Annotated in this window: 18 protein-coding genes; 16 read left to right on the top strand and 2 right to left on the bottom strand. The window is 74.1% G+C overall.

Annotated elements, in window-relative coordinates; genetic code table 11:
• Positions 1 to 75: 75 nt before the first annotated feature.
• Genes mbhE through LWC35_RS13540 form a run of 9 tightly spaced genes read left to right on the top strand, consistent with a single transcriptional unit; the run spans position 76 to position 7,404 of the window.
• A complete protein-coding gene (gene mbhE, locus LWC35_RS13500; protein WP_232870442.1) occupies positions 76 to 2,445 on the top strand; it encodes a hydrogen gas-evolving membrane-bound hydrogenase subunit E in 2,370 nt (789 codons plus the stop codon).
• Positions 2,442 to 2,996, top strand: a complete 555-nt coding sequence (locus tag LWC35_RS13505) for an MnhB domain-containing protein (RefSeq protein ID WP_232870443.1) — start codon at positions 2,442 to 2,444, stop codon at positions 2,994 to 2,996. Before mbhE ends, LWC35_RS13505 begins: the two co-directional genes overlap by 4 nt.
• Positions 2,996 to 3,475, top strand: coding sequence for a Na(+)/H(+) antiporter subunit C (locus tag LWC35_RS13510; RefSeq protein ID WP_232870481.1), 480 nt, complete (start codon positions 2,996 to 2,998; stop codon positions 3,473 to 3,475). The genes LWC35_RS13505 and LWC35_RS13510 overlap by 1 nt, the downstream gene beginning before the upstream one ends.
• On the top strand, positions 3,472 to 4,989 hold the full coding sequence (locus tag LWC35_RS13515; RefSeq protein WP_232870444.1) for a Na+/H+ antiporter subunit D: 1,518 nt from the start codon (positions 3,472 to 3,474) through the stop codon (positions 4,987 to 4,989). The genes LWC35_RS13510 and LWC35_RS13515 overlap by 4 nt, the downstream gene beginning before the upstream one ends.
• Positions 4,986 to 5,480, top strand: a complete 495-nt coding sequence (locus LWC35_RS13520; RefSeq protein ID WP_232870445.1) for a Na+/H+ antiporter subunit E — start codon at positions 4,986 to 4,988, stop codon at positions 5,478 to 5,480. Before LWC35_RS13515 ends, LWC35_RS13520 begins: the two co-directional genes overlap by 4 nt.
• A gap of 34 nt (positions 5,481 to 5,514) precedes the next feature.
• Positions 5,515 to 5,781, top strand: a complete 267-nt coding sequence (locus tag LWC35_RS13525) for an MrpF/PhaF family protein (RefSeq protein WP_232870446.1) — start codon at positions 5,515 to 5,517, stop codon at positions 5,779 to 5,781.
• Between the two features lie 46 nt (positions 5,782 to 5,827).
• Positions 5,828 to 6,190 (top strand): monovalent cation/H(+) antiporter subunit G, encoded by a 363-nt coding sequence (gene mnhG / locus LWC35_RS13530; RefSeq protein ID WP_232870447.1) that lies wholly within the window; start codon positions 5,828 to 5,830, stop codon positions 6,188 to 6,190.
• A 9-nt stretch (positions 6,191 to 6,199) separates the two neighbouring features.
• Positions 6,200 to 6,724: a gamma carbonic anhydrase family protein gene (locus LWC35_RS13535; protein WP_232870448.1), complete on the top strand. Its 525-nt coding sequence runs from the start codon at positions 6,200 to 6,202 to the stop codon at positions 6,722 to 6,724.
• Positions 6,724 to 7,404, top strand: coding sequence for a uracil-DNA glycosylase (locus tag LWC35_RS13540; protein ID WP_232870449.1), 681 nt, complete (start codon positions 6,724 to 6,726; stop codon positions 7,402 to 7,404). Before LWC35_RS13535 ends, LWC35_RS13540 begins: the two co-directional genes overlap by 1 nt.
• 182 nt (positions 7,405 to 7,586) lie before the next feature.
• Here the strand turns inward: LWC35_RS13540 and rpmB are convergent, their stop codons facing one another.
• Positions 7,587 to 7,778, bottom strand: a complete 192-nt coding sequence (rpmB, locus tag LWC35_RS13545) for a 50S ribosomal protein L28 (RefSeq protein WP_232870450.1) — start codon at positions 7,776 to 7,778, stop codon at positions 7,587 to 7,589.
• A 157-nt stretch (positions 7,779 to 7,935) separates the two neighbouring features.
• Here rpmB and LWC35_RS13550 point away from each other — a divergent pair, with 157 nt between their 5' ends.
• Positions 7,936 to 9,501, top strand: coding sequence for a DAK2 domain-containing protein (locus LWC35_RS13550; RefSeq protein WP_232870451.1), 1,566 nt, complete (start codon positions 7,936 to 7,938; stop codon positions 9,499 to 9,501).
• The gene (gene recG, locus LWC35_RS13555; RefSeq protein ID WP_232870452.1) at positions 9,501 to 11,717 is read left to right on the top strand and encodes an ATP-dependent DNA helicase RecG; all 2,217 of its coding nucleotides are present in this window, start codon (positions 9,501 to 9,503) and stop codon (positions 11,715 to 11,717) included. The genes LWC35_RS13550 and recG overlap by 1 nt, the downstream gene beginning before the upstream one ends.
• A 151-nt stretch (positions 11,718 to 11,868) precedes the next feature.
• On the opposite strand, the gene LWC35_RS13560 is transcribed toward recG, so the two are convergent.
• Positions 11,869 to 12,729 (bottom strand): hypothetical protein, encoded by an 861-nt coding sequence (locus tag LWC35_RS13560; RefSeq protein ID WP_232870453.1) that lies wholly within the window; start codon positions 12,727 to 12,729, stop codon positions 11,869 to 11,871.
• 260 nt (positions 12,730 to 12,989) lie between these two features.
• Between LWC35_RS13560 and LWC35_RS13565 the strand changes: the two genes are divergently transcribed.
• The 5 genes from LWC35_RS13565 (at position 12,990) to LWC35_RS13585 (ending at position 19,664) form a co-directional block, all read left to right on the top strand.
• On the top strand, positions 12,990 to 16,367 hold the full coding sequence (locus tag LWC35_RS13565; protein ID WP_232870454.1) for a pyruvate carboxylase: 3,378 nt from the start codon (positions 12,990 to 12,992) through the stop codon (positions 16,365 to 16,367).
• A 79-nt stretch (positions 16,368 to 16,446) separates the two neighbouring features.
• Positions 16,447 to 17,040: a 16S rRNA (guanine(966)-N(2))-methyltransferase RsmD gene (gene rsmD / locus LWC35_RS13570; RefSeq protein ID WP_232870455.1), complete on the top strand. Its 594-nt coding sequence runs from the start codon at positions 16,447 to 16,449 to the stop codon at positions 17,038 to 17,040.
• Positions 17,037 to 17,519, top strand: a complete 483-nt coding sequence (gene coaD / locus LWC35_RS13575) for a pantetheine-phosphate adenylyltransferase (RefSeq protein WP_232870456.1) — start codon at positions 17,037 to 17,039, stop codon at positions 17,517 to 17,519. The genes rsmD and coaD overlap by 4 nt, the downstream gene beginning before the upstream one ends.
• Before the next feature lie 114 nt (positions 17,520 to 17,633).
• A complete protein-coding gene (locus tag LWC35_RS13580) occupies positions 17,634 to 18,380 on the top strand; it encodes a DivIVA domain-containing protein (RefSeq protein ID WP_232870457.1) in 747 nt (248 codons plus the stop codon).
• 156 nt (positions 18,381 to 18,536) lie between these two features.
• Positions 18,537 to 19,664, top strand: a complete 1,128-nt coding sequence (locus LWC35_RS13585; protein WP_232870458.1) for a MinD/ParA family ATP-binding protein — start codon at positions 18,537 to 18,539, stop codon at positions 19,662 to 19,664.
• The last annotated feature ends 138 nt before the right edge of the window (positions 19,665 to 19,802 follow it).

The raw sequence follows: 19,802 nt of genomic DNA on the forward strand, positions 1-19,802 counted from the left end.
ACGACCCGACGCACCCTGAGCCGGGCCGCTCCCTTGAGCATGCGCGCCGCACGGGTGTCGCGGGACGGAGGTGTCTTGCTCGCGCTCGTCGTCGCCCATCTCGTGGTGGCCGCGCTGCTGCCGCTGGTGTCGCGGCGCAGCCGGCGGGCCGCCTTCGGGATCGCCGCGGTGCTGCCCGCCGCGACGCTGGTCTGGGGGGTCGTCCACCTCGGGGCGGCGCTCGGGCCCGGTCTCGAGGAGACGGTGACCTGGTCCGCGGCGCTGGACCTGGAGCTCGGGTTCCGGCTCGACGCGCTCGGCCTGGTCATGATCGTGCTGGTCGGCGGGCTCGGGGCGCTGATCCTGGCCTACAGCGCCTGGTACTTCGGCAAGGACAGCCGCGACGCCCCGCGGAACTCCGCGCTGCTGCTCGCGTTCGCCGGGGCGATGCTGGGCCTCGTCCTGGCCGACGACCTGCTCACCCTGTACGTGTTCTGGGAGCTGACGTCGATCGCGTCGTTCCTGCTGGTCGGGCAGGGCGGCCTGCACCGGGCCAACCGGCGCGCGGCCGTGCAGGCGCTGCTGGTCACCGTGTTCGGCGGGCTCGCGATGCTGCTCGGGATCGTGTTCGTGGGCGAGTCCGCGGGCAGCTACCGGATCTCGGAGATCGTCGCCGCGCCGCCGGTGTGCGGCCTGGCCGCGACCGGCGTCGCGCTGATCCTGGTCGGGGCGCTCACCAAGTCGGCGCAGGCGCCGTTCCACCCCTGGCTCCCCGCCGCGATGGCCGCGCCCACACCGGTGAGCGCGTACCTGCACGCGGCGTCGATGGTGAAGGCCGGCGTGGTGCTGGTCGGCCGGCTCTCGCCGGGCTTCGCCGACCGGGCCGAGTGGTGGGTGCCGATCGCGCTGCTGGGGCTGGTCACGATGCTGATCGGCGGCTGGCGGGCGCTGCACGAGACGGACCTGAAGCGGCTGCTGGCCTTCGGCACCGTGAGCCAGCTCGGCTTCCTCATGGTGCTGTTCGGCTCCGGCGACCGGATCGGCGAGATCGCGGCGCTGACCATGCTGCTGGCCCACGGGCTGTTCAAGGCGCCGCTGTTCATGGTCGTCGGGATCGTCGACAAGGTCACCGGTACCCGCGAGGTCGGCGCGCTGTCCGGGCTCGGTCGCCGGCTGCCGGGCCTCGCGGTCGCCGCGGTGCTGGCCGCGGCGTCGATGGCCGGCGTGCCGTTCCTGCTGGGGTTCCTGGGCAAGGAGGCGGCCTTCGAGGCGTTCGTGCACCAGGGTGGCGCCCGCGGCTGGGTGCTCGCGCTCGGCCTGCTGACCGGCTCGATCCTCACCGTCGCCTACTCGGCGCGGTTCCTGTGGGGCGCCTTCGCCGACAAGCCGGGCCTGGAGCCCGTCGACCCGAAGCGGCCGGCGCCGGGCCTGCTCGTGCCGACCTGGACGGCCGCGGTCGCGGGCCTGGTGCTCGGCTGCATCCCGCCGCTGGTGAACGCCCTGGCCCAGCCCTACGCCGCCGCGTACCCGGCGACGGACGCGACCGAGGCGGACTACCACCTCGCGCTGTGGCACGGGCTCTCCCTGCCGCTGTTGTTCTCGGCGGTCGCGCTGGCCGTCGGCCTCGCGCTGCACGTCGGCCGCGACCGCATCACGGGCCTGCACCGGGCCTTGGGCCATCCGCTGTCCGCCCAGCGCGGGTACGAGGTCGTGGTGGCCGGCCTCGAGCGGGCCGCCACCCAGGTCACCGGTCGCGTCCAGGTCGGTTCCCTGCCCGTCTACCTCGGCGTCCTGCTGTGCACGGTGCTGGTCCTGCCCGGCATCGCCCTGATCACGGGCGGCGTGTGGCCGCGGGACCAGTCCCTGGTGTCGTCGCTGCTGCAGCTGCCCCTCGGGCTGATCGTGGTGGTCGCCGCGCTCGCGCTGACCCGGGTGCGCCGGCGGTTCACCGCCGTCCTGCTGGTCGGCGCCATCGGGTACGGGATCGGCGGGCTCTTCGTCGTCGACGGGGCGCCGGACCTGGCCCTGGCGCAGTTCCTGGTCGAGACGCTCACCCTCGTCGCCTTCGTGTTCGTGCTGCGCCGGCTGCCCGCGCACTTCGACCCGGACGGCGGCACCGCCACGGCACCCGGGAACCGCCCGCGGCGGGGTGTGGAGATGCGCAAGGCCGTGCTGGCCACCGTCGCGGGCGTGTTCGTCGCGGTCGCGGGCGTGGTCCTCAGCGGGGCGCGGCAGCAGCCCCCGGCCGCGAGCGGCGAGTTCGTGGCCCGCGCCCCGGAGGCCGGGGCGGACAACGTCATCGCGGCGATCCTCGTCGACTTCCGGGCACTGGACACCGTCGGCGAGATCACGGTGCTGCTCATCGCGGCGGCGGGCACGGCGAGCCTCGTGCTCGCCACCCGGTTCGACCGGCGACGCAAGGCCGGCGGCGGCACCCCCGAACACGAGAAGGAGGTCCTCGGATGACCACCCGCGAACCGGTGCCGTTCACGCAGTGGGACGAGCCGGAAGGGGAGTGGACGCTGCCCGGCGCCTGTCCCGTGCGCTCCAACCGCACCCTCATGCTGGAGGCCGCGGCCCGCTTCCTCTTCCCGACGGTGCTGGTCTTCTCGGTCTACCTGCTGATCGTCGGGCACTACGCGCCCGGCGGCGGGTTCCCGGGCGGGCTGGTGGCGGGCCTGGCCTTCGTGCTGCGCTACATCGCCGGGGGCGAGTCGGAGGGCGCCGAGATCGGCTCCCGGTTCGTCGTGCGCCCGCCGGTGCTCATGGGGCTCGGCCTGCTGGTCGCCGTGGTCTCCGCGCTCGCCCCGGTGGCCTTCGGCGCACCCGTGCTGGCCAGCGCGAAGGTGACGTTCGAGATCCCGCTGGTCGGCACCGTCGACCTGGTCTCCAGCCTGTTGATCGACATCGGGGTGTACCTGCTGATCATCGGCGTGGTGCTCGACCTGCTGCGCTCCCTGGGCAGCGGCATCGAACGGGACGCGCGGGAAGCCGCCGGGGAGGAGGCGGGGCCGTGATCACGATCAACCTCGCGATGGCGGTCGTGCTGGCCGTCCTCTACTCCGTGGGCTTCTACCTCCTGCTGCAGCGGTCGCTGATGCGGATCCTGATCGGCATCGTGGTGCTCGGGCACGGGGCGAACCTGCTGCTGCAGCTCGCCGGCGGCCCGCCCGCGCGGGCCCCCGTGCTGGGCACCGCGCTGCCGGAGGAGTTCGCCGACCCGCTCCCGCAGGCCCTGGCCCTGACCGCCATCGTGATCACCTTCGCGCTCACCACCTACCTGCTGGCCCTGGGCTACCGCAGCTGGGTGCTGACCGGCCGCGACGAGGTCCAGGACGACGTCGAGGACCGCCGCGTGGCCGAGCGGGAGCGCCCCGAGGGCTCGATGGAGGAGGACGCCGAGGGCCCGGACGACGAGGAGGATCCCGGCTCGGCGGCCGCCTCGGACCGGACGGACGAGCCCGCCGAGGTCTCCGGGAGCGGGGCGGCCCGGTGAGCACGCTCGTCACGCTCCCGGTGCTGCTGCCCATCCTGGGGGCGGCCCTCACGGTGCTGGCCGCCCGGTCGGCGCGGACCCAGCGGCTGATCGGGATCGTGGTGCTCGCCGCGGTCTCGGTCGTGGCCGCGGTCCTGCTCGTCGCGGCGGACCGGACCGGACCCGTCGTCGCCGAGCTGGGCGGCTGGCCCGCGCCCGTCGGGATCGTGCTGGTGGCGGACCGGCTCTCCGCGCTGCTGTTGCTGATCTCGACGGTGGTCACGCTCGCGGTGCTGGTCTACGCGATCGGCCAGCGGATCTCCGACTACGGCCGGGAGACGGCCAGCACCACCTTCCACCCGATCTTCCTGCTGCTCTCGACGGGCGTGTCGCTCGCGTACCTGACCGGTGACCTGTTCAGCCTGTTCGTGGCCTTCGAGATCATGCTGGCCGCGTCGTACGTCCTGATCACCCGGCGCACCAACGCCTCCCGGATCCGCTCCGGGATGACGTACGTGATCATCAGCCTGACGTCGTCGCTGCTGTTCCTCACCACGATCGCGCTGGTCTACGCGGCCACCGGCACCGTCAACCTGGCCGACCTCGCGGGCCGGGTGGCGGCCCTGCCGGAGGGGCTGCGGACGCTGCTGTCGATGCTCACGATCGTCACGTTCGGCATCAAGGCGGCGATGGTGCCGCTGCACTTCTGGCTGCCGGACAGCTACCCCAACGCGCCCGCGCCGGTCACCGCGCTGTTCGCCGGCCTGCTCACCAAGGTCGGCGTCTACGCGCTGCTGCGCACCCAGACGCTGGTGTTCCCGGGCACCGGCCCCTCCGCGGTGCTGCTGGTGCTGGCCGTGCTGACGATGGTCGTCGGCGCGCTCGGCGCGCTCGCCCAGGACGACCTGAACCGGCTGCTGTCCTTCCTGCTGGTCAGCCACATCGGCTTCATGCTGTTCGGACTCGCGGTGTACGACGCCCGGGGCGCGGCCGGCACGGCCCTCTACATCGTCCACCACATCACCGTGCAGGCCACGCTGTTCCTGGTCAGCGGCCTGATCACGCGACGGACGGGCACGGTGTCGATCGAGGCGATGGGCGGGCTCGCACGCCGGGCGCCGGTGCTCGCGGTGCTCTTCGCGATCCCCGCGCTCACCCTCGCCGGCATCCCGCCGACGTCGGGCTTCGTGGCGAAGCTCGCGTTGCTGCAGGCCGGGGCCACGGGCGGGGCGGCCACCGCCGTCGTCGCCGGGTTCGTGGTGCTCGCCAGCCTGCTCACCCTGTACGCGATGGTCCGGGTCTGGGTCCGGGTCTTCTGGGGCACCGAGAAGGAACCGCTGTCCGACGACGACCCGACGGACGAGCTGGTCGTCGGCACGGCGCGGGCCTCGCGGCCGATGTACGCGGCCACCGTCGCCCTGGTCGCGGTGAGCATCGCGATCGCCGTCGCGGCCGGGCCGCTGTCCGCGGTGACCGAGAAGGCGGGCGCCGACCTGATGGCCCGCACTCCCTACGTCGAGGCGGTGCTCGGATGACCGTCGTCCGGCGTTGGCCCCAGGTCCTCTGGCTGACGGTCGTGTGGGTCCTGCTCTGGGGCACGGTCTCGGTGAAGATCGTCGTCGGCGGGATCCTCGTCGCCGCGGCCGTGACCGCGCTGTTCCCGCTGCCGCTGCTGCCACGGCTGCCCTTCCGGCCGTGGGCGCTGCTGCAGCTCGGCTGCTACCTGCTGGTCGACCTGGTCGTCTCCGGCGTCCAGGTCGCCTGGGAGACGCTCCGCCACGGCCCCCGCGCGCAGGCGGGGATCGTCGCCGTGCCGCTGCTGACGGACTCGGAGCGGATCACCACCTTCGTCGCCGCCGCGACGGCGCTGACCCCGGGGACCGTCGTGCTGCAGATCGACCGGGCGGGCGGCCGCCTGTACGTGTACACGCTGGGCCTGCGCCGGCCGGACGACGCCGCGCGGGTGCGCCGGCAGATGGAGCGGCTGCAGGAGCGCATGGTGCGCACCGTGGGGGAGGAACGATGACGCACGCCGACGTACTTCTTCCCGCGGAGGCCGCATGAACATCGTGTTCGCGCTGGTCCTCGGGATGCTCGCGGCCGCGGCGGTGATCAGCGTCGTGCGCGTGCTGCGCGGGCCGGGGACGCTGGACCGGATCGCGGCGCTCGACGTCTTCGTGGTCCTGATCGTGGCCGCGTCGGCGGTCTACATCGCGATCTACCGGGACGGCTCGACGATCCCGCTGATGGCGGCGGTCGCGCTCGTCGGGTTCGTCGGCTCGGTCACGGCGGCCCGGCTGGTCGAGCGGTGGGAGCGGCACCGGTGAACGGGCACGTGGTCCGCGCCGACGTCCTCGTGCCCGCGGAGGTGCCATGATCACCGACGTCGTCTCGGCCGTGTTCCTGCTGCTGGGTGCGTTGTCCTGCCTGCTCGGCGCGCTCGGGCTGGTCCGGCTGCCCGACCTGCCGGCCCGGCTGCAGGCCGCGACCAAGCCGCAGACCCTCGGCCTGCTGCTGATCCTGCTGGGCACGGCGATCCGGTTGGACTTCGAGAACGCCGCGACGCTGATCCTGGTGATCCTCTTCCAGGCCGTCACCGCCCCGGTGATCTCGCAGATCGTGGCTCGCTCGGCCTACCGCACGGGCACCCTCGACCGGAGCGCCCTCGTCGTCGACGAGCTGGCGGAACGGATGGAGCGCGAGGCCCGGGAGGGCGGCTCCGCCGGGCGAAAGTAGGCTCCGACCGTGGCTGTCTACGCGCTCGGTGACGTCGAACCCGACATCCATCCCGAGGCCTACGTCCACCCGGACGCGGTCGTGATCGGGAACGTGAGGCTGGGGGCCCAGGCGTCGGTGTGGCCGACCGCCGTGCTCCGCGGCGACGACGGCTACATCGTGGTCGGCGAGCGCACCAGCATCCAGGACGGCTCGATCATCCACACGACGGAGCGGCGGCCCACGCTGATCGGCAACGACTGCACCGTGGGACACAACGTGCACATCGAGGCGGCCGACATCGCCGACAAGGTGCTGATCTCCTCGGGCTCGGTGGTGCTCAACGGCTCGACGATCGGGGAGGGCGCGATCGTGGCCGCCGGCGCGGTCGTCTCGCCCGACGCCGTGATCCCGCCCCACCGGATGGCCCTCGGCATCCCGGCGCGCGTGCGCGAGGGCTACGAGGTGCCGGAGGACCGGTTCCGGTACGCCGTGGACTCCTACGTGCAGCGGGGCAAGCGGTTCCGCGCCGAGCTGCGCAGGCTGGACGTCTGATGGCCGCCAAGCCGCTGGCCGAGGTCGTCGAGGAGGGCTGGGCCCGGGCGCTGGAGCCCGTCGCGCCGGTCGTGGCGGAGATGGGGGAGTTCCTGCGCGCGGAGCTCGCCGCCGGCCGGAGGTACCTGCCCGCCGGCGCGAACGTGCTGCGGGCCTTCCAGCAGCCGTTCGACGAGGTCCGGGTGCTGATCGTCGGGCAGGACCCCTACCCGACGCCGGGGCACGCCGTCGGGCTGTCCTTCTCGGTGTCCGCCGACACCCGCCCGCTGCCGCGCTCCCTGATCAACATCTTCAAGGAGTACCAGGAGGACCTGGGCCTGCCGCTGCCGGCGTCGGGCGATCTCACGCCGTGGACCAAGCAGGGCGTGCTGCTGCTCAACAGGTGCCTCACGGTGGAGCCCGGTTCGCCCGGGTCGCACCGCGACAAGGGCTGGGAGGCCGTCACCGAGCAGGCGATCCGCGCGCTGGTCGAGCGCGACGCGGAGCCCCTGGTCGCGATCCTCTGGGGGCGCGACGCGCGCAACCTCGCGCCGCTGCTCGTCGACGTCCCGATCATCGAGTCGGCGCACCCCAGCCCGATGTCGGCCGACCGCGGCTTCTTCGGGTCGCGGCCCTTCAGCCGGGCCAACGACCTGCTCGAGGAGATCGGCGGCGAGCCCGTCGACTGGCGCCTGCCGTAACCCGGGGCGTGTGTCCTGGTTCACAATCTTCCCGGGGTGGGCGAGGTCCGCCCTTCCCGGGGGTGGACGAGGAGTTCACGACCACAGATCATCCCGCGTCACCATGGCACCGCCGCGCACGACGACGGGGCGGTCTCCCCGGAGGGAGACCGCCCCGTTCGCGTCTCGCGGGTCGCTCGCCGTCAGGCGCGGGCGACCTTGCCCGCCTTGAGGCAGGAGGTGCACACGTTCAGGCGCTGACGGTTGCCACCGTCGACCTTGGTGCGCACGGTCTGGATGTTCGGGTTCCAGCGGCGGTGGGTACGGCGGTGCGAGTGCGAGACGGACATGCCGAAGCCCGGACCCTTGCCGCAGACGTCGCAGACGGCAGCCACGTCGGACACTCCTCGGGGTAGACAGACAACGATGCAGGCCCGGGTCGCCCCGGGCACGTGTCGTCCAGGGTAACCGCCCGTCCGCGGGGCCTCCCACCGGCCCCCCGCCCGCGCCCGACCGGGTCGCCGCGACACACCCGCTCGATAGGGTGGGGGCGTGCCCCCGACGCTCGACGCCGCCCTGCTCCGGCGCTGGGCCGCCGCCGCCGTGGCGGGGCTCGACCGGCACCGCGGCGAGCTCGACGCGATCAACGTCTTCCCGGTCGCCGACGCGGACACCGGCTCCAACATGCTCCTCACGATGAAGGCCGGCGCCGACGCCGTCGACCCGGTCTCGGAAGAGCCGGCGGAGGTCGCGGCGGCACTGGCCAAGGGCGCGCTGCGTGGTGCCCGCGGGAACTCCGGGACCATCCTCTCCCAGCTGCTGCGCGGCCTCGCCGAGGCCGTCGGCGCCGGCGAGGAGCTCACGGCGGCGCTGCGCCGGGCCGCCGAGCTGACCACCGCCGCCGTCGCCGAGCCGCGCGAGGGCACCATGCTCACCGTCATCACCGCCGCGGCCGACGCCGCCGCCGAGCTCGGCGGGGACCCGGCGGCGGTCGCCGACGCCGCCCACGCGGCCGTCGCCCGCACCACCGGCCAGCTCGCCGAGCTGAGCCGGGCCGGAGTGGTCGACGCGGGCGGGCTCGGCATCGCCGTGGTGCTCGACGCCCTGGTCGAGGCCTGCGCGGGGCGGGTCCCGGAGCGGTCGCGGGTCGTCGTCCGGGACCGGGCGGCGCTCACCGCGGCCCGCGAGTCCGGCTCCGAGCAGTACGACAGCGAGGTCATGTACCTGCTCGACCGCACCACCGACGACGCGGTCACCGCCCTGCGCGCGCGGCTGGCCACGCTCGGGGACTCCGTGGTCGTCGTCGGCGACGGGTCCGGGACCTGGAACGTGCACGTCCACTGCACGGACGTCGGGGCGGCGATCGAGGCCGGGGTCGAGGCGGGCCGGCCGCACCGGATCACCGTCATGCGCTTCGACGACCGTCCGCCCGAGCCCGAGCGGCCGGCCTTCCGCCGCCCGCGCGCGGTGCTGATGATCGCCTCGGGGCGCGGGGTGGCGGAGCTCGCCCGCGGCGCCGGGGCGGACGTGCTGGAGACGCGGCCCGGGCACACGGTGTCGGGCAGGGAGCTGGCCGACGCGGTCGACGCCACCGGCGCGGCCCACGTCGCCCTCATGACCTGCGACGTCGGCCTGCTCGGCCTGGCCTCCCGGGTCGCCGGTGCGGCGCGCGACGAGGGCCGCGAGGTCGTCGTGGTACCCACGACGTCGGTGCCGCAGGGCCTCGCCGCCCTCGCCGTGCACGACCTGTCCCGCAACGCCGCCGACGACGTCGTCGCGATGGCCGAGGCCGCCGCCGGCACCCGGACCGGTGGGCTCGTCGTGGCGGAGGCGGAGGCCCTCACGTGGGTCGGCCGGTGCGCGCCGGGGGAGGTGCTCGGGATGAGCGAGGGCGAGGTCGTGCTGATCGCCCCCGACCTGACTGTCGGTGCCCTGTGGTTGGCTCACCGCATGCTGACTCCGGGTGGTGAGCTCGTCACCGCGCTGTTGGGGGCGGATGCGCCCGAGGAGCTGGGCAGCGGGCTGGCCGAGGACCTGCGCCGCACCCACCCGGAGGTCGACGTGGTGGTCTACCGCGGCGGGCAGGCGGACTTCCCGCTCGTGCTGGGGGTGGAGTAGTGGCCCTCACGAGGATCGACCTGGACACCCCGCTCCTCGACGTGGTCGGGAAGGCCTCGGCGAACGCGCTGGGCGGCAAGCTCGAGCTGCACACCGTCGGCGACCTGGTGCGGCACTACCCGCGCCGGTACGTCGAGCGCGGCAAGCTCACCGACATCGCCGGGCTCGAGGTGGGCGAGTACGTCACGGTGATCGCCACGGTGCAGTCGGCGACCACCCGTCCGATGCGCACCCGGCGCGGGAAGCTGATGAACTGCACGATCCGGGACGCCAAGGGCGCCACCCTGTCCTGCACCTTCTTCAACGCGCAGAAGGTGCAGTCCTTCATCCAGGTCGGGCGCACGCTGATGTTCTCCGGCACGGTCTCGGTCTTCCGCACCGGCCGGCAGACCACGCTGCAGCTCACCCACCCCGAGTTCGAGGAGCTGGAGGAGGACGCCGAGGACCGGCCGTTCATCTCGATCTACCCGGCCACCAAGGGCGTCCGGTCGCAGGCCATCGCGCGCAGCGTCCGCCAGGTGCTCGCCCTGCTCGACGACCCGACCGACCCGCTGCCCGAGGACCTCCGCCGGGAACACGAGCTCATGGCCCTCGGCACCGCGCTGCGCAAGATCCACGTGCCGCAGTCCGAGGCGGACCGGCACGCGGCCCGGGGCCGGCTGGTGTGGGACGAGGCGTTCGGCGTCCAGCTCGCGCTGTCGCTGCAACGGGAGCGGGCGATGCACCGGCCCGCGGCGCCGTCGCCGCGCAAGGCCGGCGGGCTGCTCGAGGCGTTCGACGCGATCCTGCCGTTCCCGCTCACCGCCGGGCAGAAGTCGGTCGGCGAGGAGATCGCCGAGGACCTCGGCCGCCCGCTGCCGATGAACCGGCTCGTGCAGGGGGACGTCGGCGCGGGCAAGACCGTCGTCGCGTTGCGGGCGATGCTGCAGGTCGTCGACAACGGGCGACAGGCCGCGATGCTGGCCCCCACCGAGGTGCTCGCCACCCAGCACGCGCGGTCGCTGCGGGCGATGCTCGGGCCGCTCGGCCACGGGGGCGAGCTCGGCTCGTCCGAGGGAGCCACCCGGATCACGCTGCTCACCGGGTCGATGTCCACGGCGGAGCGGCGCCAGGCGCTGCTGGACATCCAGTCCGGGGCCGCGGGGATCGTCGTCGGGACGCACGCGATCATCGAGGACACGGTGGGCTTCGCCGAGCTCGGCCTGGTGGTGGTCGACGAGCAGCACCGGTTCGGTGTCGAGCAGCGGGACGCGCTGCGCGGCCGCGGCGAACGCACACCGCACCTGCTGGTCATGACGGCCACGCCGATCCCGCGGACCGTCGCCATGACCGTGTACGGCGACCTGGAGGTCTCGGCGCTCACCGAGCTGCCCAAGGGCCGCTCGCCGATCAAGACCACGGTGGTGCCCGCAGGGGAGAAACCCTCGTGGCTCGAACGCGTGTGGGCCCGCATCCGCGAGGAGGTCGCGGAGGGCCACCAGTGCTACGTCGTGTTCCCGCGGGTGGGCGGGGAGTACGCGACCAAGAAGAAGGGCCGCGACCCGGAGGACGCCGACGACCCGGACGACGCCGGGGCGGACGGCGACGACGGCGAGCGCCGCCCGCCGCTGGCGGTGCTCGACATCGGGCCCAGGCTGGCCGAGGGGCCGCTGGCGGGGCTCCGGATCGGGATCCTGCACGGCAAGCTGCCCGCCGACGAGAAGGACGCGGTCATGCGGGCCTTCGACGCCGGTGAGCTCGACGTGCTCCTGGCCACCACGGTCATCGAGGTGGGCGTCGACGTCCCCAACGCGACCGGGATGATCATCATGGACGCGGACCGGTTCGGGCTCTCCCAGCTGCACCAGCTCCGCGGCCGGGTGGGACGTGGCTCGGCGCCCGGGGTGTGCCTGCTGGTCACGGAGATGCCGGGTGGCACCACGGCCCGCGAGCGGCTCGACGCGATCGCCTCCACCACGGACGGGTTCGAGCTCGCCCGGTTGGACCTGGAGCTGCGCCGCGAGGGCGACATCCTCGGCTCCTCGCAGTCCGGGCGGCGCTCGGGCCTCAAGCTGCTGTCGTTGCTGCGGCACGAGAACGTCATCTCCGCCGCCCGGCTCTCCGCGGCCCGGCTGGTCGCCTCCGACCCCGGCCTGGCCCACCACCCCGGCCTGCGCGCCCTCGTCGCCGAGACGGTCGGGGACGAGGAGGCCGCCGCCTACCTCGACAAGGTGTAGCCCCCGGGAACACCCGCGAGTCGGGAGTTCCGGCAGCGCGAGTCGGGAGTTCCTGCAGCGCGAGTCGGCACTTACGGGCGTCCGAACCTCACTTCTCGAGGACATGCCCGGATGGACATCTCGGTGCTCCGGGACCCGTCGACTCGTGGGACTACGCGCTGAGCTGCCCCCGGCCCTCGTTCTCCAGGGCGGCCGCGGCGGCGCGGGGCAGGTGCACCACGCCCGCCTTCTCCAGCCGGGCCAGCTCGGACCGGGCCATCGCGTAGGCGGCGAGGCGCTCCGCGTCGTTGTCCGAGTCCCGCGCGGTGGTCAGCAGCTTGATCGCCCGCTCCACCGACGCGCGCTCCGTCGCCGACAGCGAGGAGTGCCGGATCCGCTCGGCCGCGTCGCGCGCGGCCTCCCACGCCCGCACCGCCCGGTCGACGGCGGCGACGAACATCTCCGCGTGGTGGCGGTCGGCCGGCCGGTGGTCGGTGTCGAGGGCCTGGGCCTCGGCGAACGCCTCGACGAACCGCCCGGTGCTGGGCACCGAGACGTCCGCGAGGGCCGGCAGCCGCAGCACGGCCATCGGATCGCACTCGTAGGCCGTGTACTCCTCGCGCAGCCGGTCGAACCGCGCCCGGGCCTGCGCCCACGGCGGCGCCGGCGGGGCCTGCGGACGGGGCGCCGCGACCGGCGGCGGAGGGACCGGGCGGCGGCGCCCGGCCCGGTGCGCCGTGATCGCGACGACGGCGAGCAGGAACAGCGGGGAGAAGGAGACCGCGGCGAAGGCGGTCGCGGCGGCGGCGCTGCCCAGCAGCCCGACGAGCAGGATGATCAGCGGGAGGGCGATCCACGGCGAGGGCACGGCCATCCCGGGCCGGTACGGGCCGTGGTGGCGGTGCGGCGGTCCCGCCGCCCGGCGCACCCGGCGCGCCGTCCGTTCACCCGGATTCTCCCAGCGGAAACCCTGCCCCCGGCCGTAGCCGCCGGGCCCGCCGAAGCCGCCCGGGTGATGCGGACGCCGTGTCATGCCTCCTTGGTACCCGAACGGGTGGTGACGTGCATCGACCCTGCGGGGGAATGTCCCGGTCGGCCGCGTTCGCCGGCGCCGCGGGTCTCAGCGCCGTCTCAGCCACCCCGCCGTGGTGACGGCCGCCCCCCGGGCCCGCGCACCGTGTCCCATCAGGTGGTTCTCCGGTCGACGGCCGTCCGGGCCGCGTGCCACGATTCCCCGTCCCCGCCGCCACCGCGGCGCGGACGCACGTCACGTCCGACGGACCAGGGAGCCGGATGTTCTCGAAAGTGCTGGTGGCCAACCGCGGGGAGATCGCGATCCGGGCGTTCCGGGCCGCGTTCGAGCTGGGGATCTCGACGGTGGCGGTGTTCCCCTACGAGGACCGCAACTCGCTGCACCGGGCGAAGGCCGACGAGTCGTACCTGATCGGCGAGCGCGGCCACCCCGTCCGCGCCTACCTGTCGGTCGAGGAGATCATCAGGGCCGCGAAGAAGGCCGGCGCCGACGCCGTCTACCCGGGCTACGGCTTCCTCTCCGAGAACCCCGATCTGGCCGCCGCCTGCCACGAGGCCGGCATCACCTTCGTCGGGCCGCCGTCGGAGGTCCTGCACCTGACCGGCAACAAGTCCCGGGCGGTCGCGGCCGCGCGCGAGGCGGGGGTGCCGGTGCTGAAGTCGTCGGAGCCCTCGGACGACGTGGAGACCCTGCTCGCCGCGGCCGACGAGGTCGGCTTCCCGATCTTCGTCAAGGCGGTCGCCGGCGGCGGCGGGCGCGGGATGCGCCGGGTGCTGCGCCCGGAGGACCTGCGCGACGCCGTCGAGGCCGCCTCGCGGGAGGCCGAGTCGGCCTTCGGCGACGGCACCGTGTTCCTCGAGCAGGCGGTGGTGAACCCCCGCCACATCGAGGTGCAGATCCTGGCCGACGGCGAGGGCAACGTCGTGCACCTGTTCGAGCGGGACTGCTCGGTGCAGCGGCGCCACCAGAAGGTCGTGGAGATCGCGCCGGCGCCGAACCTGGACCCGGAGCTGCGCGAGCGCATCTGCGCCGACGCCGTGAGCTTCGCCCGCCACATCGGCTACCGCAACGCGGGCACCGTCGAGTTCCTGGTCGACGAGCGCGGCAACCACGTCTTCATCGAGATGAACCCGCGCATCCAGGTCGAGCACACGGTGACCGAGCAGGTCACCGACCGGGACCTGGTGATCGCCCAGCTGCGCATCGCGTCGGGTCTGACGCTGCCGGAGCTGCACCTGACCCAGGACGAGGTCACGCTCTCCGGCGCGGCCCTGCAGTGCCGCGTCACCACCGAGGACCCGGCCAACGGCTTCCGCCCCGACACCGGCGTGATCAGCGCCTACCGCTCGCCCGGCGGCCCCGGGGTGCGGCTCGACGGCGGCACCGTGCACACCGGCGCCGAGGTGTCGGCGCACTTCGACTCCATGCTGGTCAAGCTGACCTGCCACGGCCACGACTTCGCCAACGCCGTGCGCCGGGCCCGCCGCGCGATCGCCGAGTTCCGGATCCGCGGCGTCTCCACGAACCTGCCGTTCCTCGCCGCGGTGCTCGACGACCCGGACTTCGCCGCCGGGCGGATCACCACGAGCTTCATCGAGGACCGGCCGGAGCTGCTGAAGGCACGCCCCTCGGCCGACCGTGGTTCGCGGATGCTGGCCTACCTGGCCGACGTCACCGTGAACCGGCCGAACGGTCCGCGGCCCGAGGTCGTCGAGCCCGTCGACAAGCTGCCGCCGGTGGACCTGGGCGCCGAGCCGCCCGCCGGGTCCGCCCAGCTGCTGCGCGAGCTCGGGCCGGAGGGTTTCGCGCGGCGGCTGCGCGACCAGAAGGCCGTCGCGGTCACCGACACGACCTTCCGCGACGCGCACCAGTCCCTGCTGGCCACCCGCATCCGCACGCGGGACCTGCTGGCGGTCGCCCCGCACGTCGCGCGGATGGCGCCGGAGCTGCTGAGCCTGGAGTGCTGGGGCGGGGCGACCTACGACGTCGCACTGCGGTTCCTCGCCGAGGACCCGTGGGAGCGGCTGGCCGCGCTGAAGGAGGCCGTGCCGAACATCTGCACGCAGATGCTGCTGCGCGGGCGCAACACGGTGGGCTACACGCCGTACCCGACCGAGGTGACGGACGCGTTCGTCGCCGAGGCGGCGAAGACCGGCATGGACATCTTCCGGATCTTCGACGCGCTCAACGACATCTCCCAGATGCGCCCGGCCATCGAGGCCGTCCGCAACACCGGCACGGCCGTCGCCGAGGTCGCGCTCTGCTACACCGCGGACCTGTCCGACCCGGGCGAGCAGCTCTACACGCTCGACTACTACCTGCGCCTCGCCGAGCAGATCGTCGACGCCGGCGCGCACGTGCTGGCGATCAAGGACATGGCCGGGCTGCTGCGCCCGCCGGCCGCGCGCACCCTCGTCGAGGCCCTGCGCAGCCGGTTCGACCTGCCGGTGCACCTGCACACCCACGACACCGCGGGCGGCCAGCTGGCCACGCTCATCACCGCGATCGACGCCGGGGTCGACGCCGTCGACGGCGCGGTCGCGTCGATGGCCGGCACCACCAGCCAGCCCTCGCTCTCGGCGCTGGTCGCCGCCACCGACCACACCGAGCGGGCGTCCGGGATCTCGCTGCAGGCGGTGAGCGACCTGGAGCCCTACTGGGAGGCGGTGCGGAAGGTCTACGCGCCGTTCGAGTCCGGGCTCGCCTCGCCGACCGGCCGGGTCTACCACCACGAGATCCCGGGCGGGCAGCTGTCCAACCTGCGTCAGCAGGCGATCGCGCTCGGCCTGGGGGACCGGTTCGAGCTGATCGAGGACTGCTACGCCGCCGCGGACCGGATGCTGGGCCGGCTGGTCAAGGTCACGCCGTCGTCGAAGGTCGTGGGCGATCTCGCGCTGCACCTGGTCGGCGCGGGCGTCACGGCCGAGGACTTCGAGTCCGACCCGGGCAAGTTCGACGTCCCGGACTCGGTCATCGGGTTCCTGCGCGGCGAGCTGGGTGACCCGCCCGGCGGCTGGCCGGAGCCGTTCCGGACCCGGGCGCTGGAGGGCCGCTCGCCGGAGGCCGAGCACGCCGAGCTGAGCATCGAGGACCGGCGGGGGCTGCGCGACCACCCCCGGCAGACGTTGAACCGCCTGCTGTTCCCCGCCCCGACCAAGGAGTTCGACGCCCACCGGGAGCACTACGGCGACACCAGCGTGCTGTCGTCGAAGGACTTCTTCTACGGGCTCGAGCCCGACCTCGAGCACACCGTCACCCTCGAGCAGGGCGTGACGCTGCTCATCGAGCTGGAGGCGATCTCGGAGGCCGACGAGCGCGGCTACCGGACCGTGCTGACCACGCTCAACGGGCAGCTGCGGCCGGTCTCCGTGCGCGACCGGTCCATCCAGACGGACGTCAAGGCGGCCGAGAAGGCCGAGCGCGGCAACGACCACCACGTGGCCGCGCCGTTCGGCGGCGTCGTCACGCTGCAGGTGGGCGAGGGCGACTCGGTGTCCGCCGGGCAGACCGTCGCGACGATCGAGGCGATGAAGATGGAGGCCAGCATCTCCGCCCAGCGCGGCGGCGCCGTCTCCCGGCTCGCCATCGGCAAGGTCCAGCAGGTGGAGGGCGGCGACCTGCTGCTGGAGATCGAGTAGCCGACCCGACCGCACGAACGGCACTTCCGTGCGCTAGGACTGCACGGGAGTGCCGTCGGCGTGATCGGAGGTGGGCGCGTTGACCAGGATCATCGCGGGGCGCGCCCGCGGGCGTCGGCTCGCCGTCCCCGGCGCCGGCACCCGGCCCACCTCGGACCGGGTGCGGGAGGCGCTGTTCTCCGCGCTCGACCACGACCCGGGCCTCGAGGGCGCCGCGGTGCTCGACCTCTGCGCGGGCACCGGGGCCCTCGGGCTCGAGGCGCTGTCCCGCGGGGCGGCGCACGCCCTGTTCGTCGAGTCGGACCGCAAGGCGGCCGGGGTGCTGCGCCGCAACGTCGCGACGGTCGGGCTGGGCGGGGAGGTCCGGCTCGGCGCGGCCGGGACCGTCCTCGCCGGACCCGCGCCGCGGCCGTTCGACCTCGTGCTGGTCGACCCGCCCTACGCCGTGACCGACGCGGAGGTCGCGGCCTGGCTGCACGCGGCCGCCGTCCACGGCTGGCTGGCCGCGGACGCCGTGGTGATCGTCGAGCGGGGCCGGTCCGGGGGAAGTCGCGCCGCCGGTTTCCCCTGGCCGGAACCGCTCGAAGGGGTGCGTGAGCGTCGTTACGGGGACACCGTGGTCCACGTCGGCGGCTGTTACGGTCCGGCCATGCCAGCTGAGGCGCAGCGATGAGGCGCGCGGTCTGTCCCGGCTCGTTCGACCCCGTGACGCTCGGCCATCTCGACGTCATCTCGCGGGCCGCCGGCCTGTTCGACGAGGTCGTCGTCGCCGTGCTGATCAACAAGAAGAAGCAGGGCCTGTTCTCCGTCGAGGAGCGCATCGCGATGCTCGAGGAGACCACGGCCGACCTCCCGAACGTCCGCGCCGACTCCTTCCACGGCCTGCTGGTCGACTACTGCCGGGCGCACGACATCAAGGCCATCGTCAAGGGCCTGCGTGCCGTCACCGACTTCGACTACGAGCTGCAGATGGCGCAGATGAACCAGCGGCTCTCCGGCGTCGACACGCTGTTCATGTCGACCAACCCCGAGTTCAGCTTCCTGTCCAGCTCGCTGGTCAAGGAGGTCGCGACCTACGGCGGCGACGTCGGGCACCTCCTGCCGCCCACGGTGCACCGCCAGCTCCTCGACCGGATCGCCGAGCGCAGCTGAGGTCCGTACCCCGGTGCCGCGCGGATCATTCCGTGATCACCCGGACGGAACTTGACACGCCCTGGGCGCGGCGAATACGGGGAACCGCGCCGTGCCGGTGAGAGGATCGCGGCCGTGTACAGGGTCTTCGAGTCGCTCGACGCACTGGTGACGGTGGTGGAGGAGGCGCGGGGCGTCCCCATGACCGCCAACTGCGTGGTGCCGCGCGGTGACGTCCTCGACCTCCTCGACGACCTCCGCGAGGCGGTCCCGGGCGAGCTCGACGACGCGCAGGATGTCCTCGACCGGCGCGACGAGATCGTCGGCGAGGCGGAACGGGAGGCCGAGGAGACCCGGACCGCCGCGTCGACCGAGGCCGAGGAGATGCTCGCCGAGGCCCGCGCCGAGGCCGAACGGCTGGTGGCCGAGGCCCGCGAGGAGGCCGAGCGCACCCTGGCCGACGCCCGGCACGAGGCCGACACGATGATCGCGCACGGTCGGCAGGAGTACGAGGAGCTCACCGAGCGGGCCCGGCACGACGCCGACCGGCTCGCCGAGGCCGGCCGCGCCACCCACGACCGGTACGTCGCCGACGGGCAGGCCGAGCAGGCCCGCCTGGTGTCCGGCACCGAGGTGGTCCGGGCGGCGCACACCGAGGCGGCGCGGATCGTCGACGCCGCCGACGGCGAGGCCGACCGGCTCCGCCGCGAGTGCGACGGCTACGTCGACGCCAAGCTCGCCGAGTTCGAGGACACCCTCACCAAGGCGCTGCGGACCGTCAGCCGGGGCCGCAGCCAGCTGTGGAAGGGCGGCTCGCCCAACGGCACCCCGGCCACCGCCCTGCACGGGCGCACCGGGACGGGGATGGACCTGATCGACTGACCGCCGGCTTGGCCGGGCCGGGTCCGTGGGTCGGGCCGTGCGGACGGGCTTCGGCGACGGTGGTCGTCGGTTGCCGGCGCTGAGGCGCCTTCGTCAGAGATCCACCATTCGGTCATTCTGCGCAACGCGCTGTGCCGGACGGACTACGCTGCGCGCATGGCCCGCCACGACGAGCCGGATCCGGCGACCTGGTGGGAGCGGTACGGCCACCGCCTGCACGGCGAGCCGACGCGGTCGGGTGAGAGGGAGACGACGGTGGTGGACGACGGGTCGGTGCGCACGGCACATCCCCAGCGGCAGGGCGGCGAGTGGTTCAGCGACGCCGGCCCGGCCGTCGGCGCGGAACCGGCAGGTCGTGGGCCGACCCACCTGCGCGCCTTCGACCCGGACTCGCTCGTCCGCGCCCGCGGCCCGGTGCCCGACCGGGGTTGGCGCAGGATCCTGCACGCCGCCTCCCTGGGCCGGATCGACCCGGGGCCGAGCGCCGCGCAGCTCGCCGCGCAGGACCGGCTCGCGCGGGTGCGCAGCCACCTCGCCGGGACGCACCGGGTGGCGGTGACCTCGCTGAAGGGCGGGGTCGGCAAGACGACGGTCACCGCCTGCCTGGGGCTCGCCCTGGCGGAACACCGCGGCGACCGCATCCTCGCGCTCGACGCCAACCCCGACGCCGGCACGCTCGCCGACCGGCTGACCGGGCACAGCGACCGCACCGTCCGGGACCTGCTCGACGACCTCGCCGCCGTCGACTCCTGGACCGCCGTCTCGCGCTACACCAGCCTGGCCGGCCGGCTGCAGGTCCTCGCCTCCGAGCAGGACCCGGCGGCGGGCGAGGCCTTCACCCGGGACGAGTACCTGCGGATCGACGCGGCGCTCGCCCGGTACTTCAGCGTCATGCTCACCGACTCCGGCACCGGGATGGTCCACTCGGCGATGGCCGGGACCCTCGACGTCGCCGACTCGCTTGTCGTCGTCGGGGCGCCGACGGTCGACGGGGCCGGGCGGGCCAGCAAGACCCTCGACTGGCTCGTGGCCCACGGGCACGGGCGGCTCGTCGCCGACGCGGTGGTGGTCCTCGTCGGGCGCGCCGCCCGGGAGATCGACGCACCGGCGCTGCGCGAGCACTTCGCCGGCCGCTGCCGGGCGGTGGTCGAGGTGCCGCACGATCCGCACCTCGCCACGGGCGGGCGGATCGACCCGGGCCGGCTGCGCCCGGCCACGCGGGAGGCCTTCCTGGAGCTCGCCGCCTCCGTCGCCGAGGCCTTCCCGGCCCACGTGCGGCGCTGAGCGGAGGGCGGCGCCACCGCCCGTCGCCCGGGATCGCCGTCTCGAGGACCCGGAACTGCCGACTCGCGTTACCAGAACTGCCGACTCGCGCTGCTGGAACTGCCGACTCGCGCTGCTGGAACTGCCGACTCGCGCTGC

This window comes from Pseudonocardia kujensis (assembly GCF_021283305.1).
Classification (GTDB): domain Bacteria; phylum Actinomycetota; class Actinomycetes; order Mycobacteriales; family Pseudonocardiaceae; genus Pseudonocardia; species Pseudonocardia kujensis.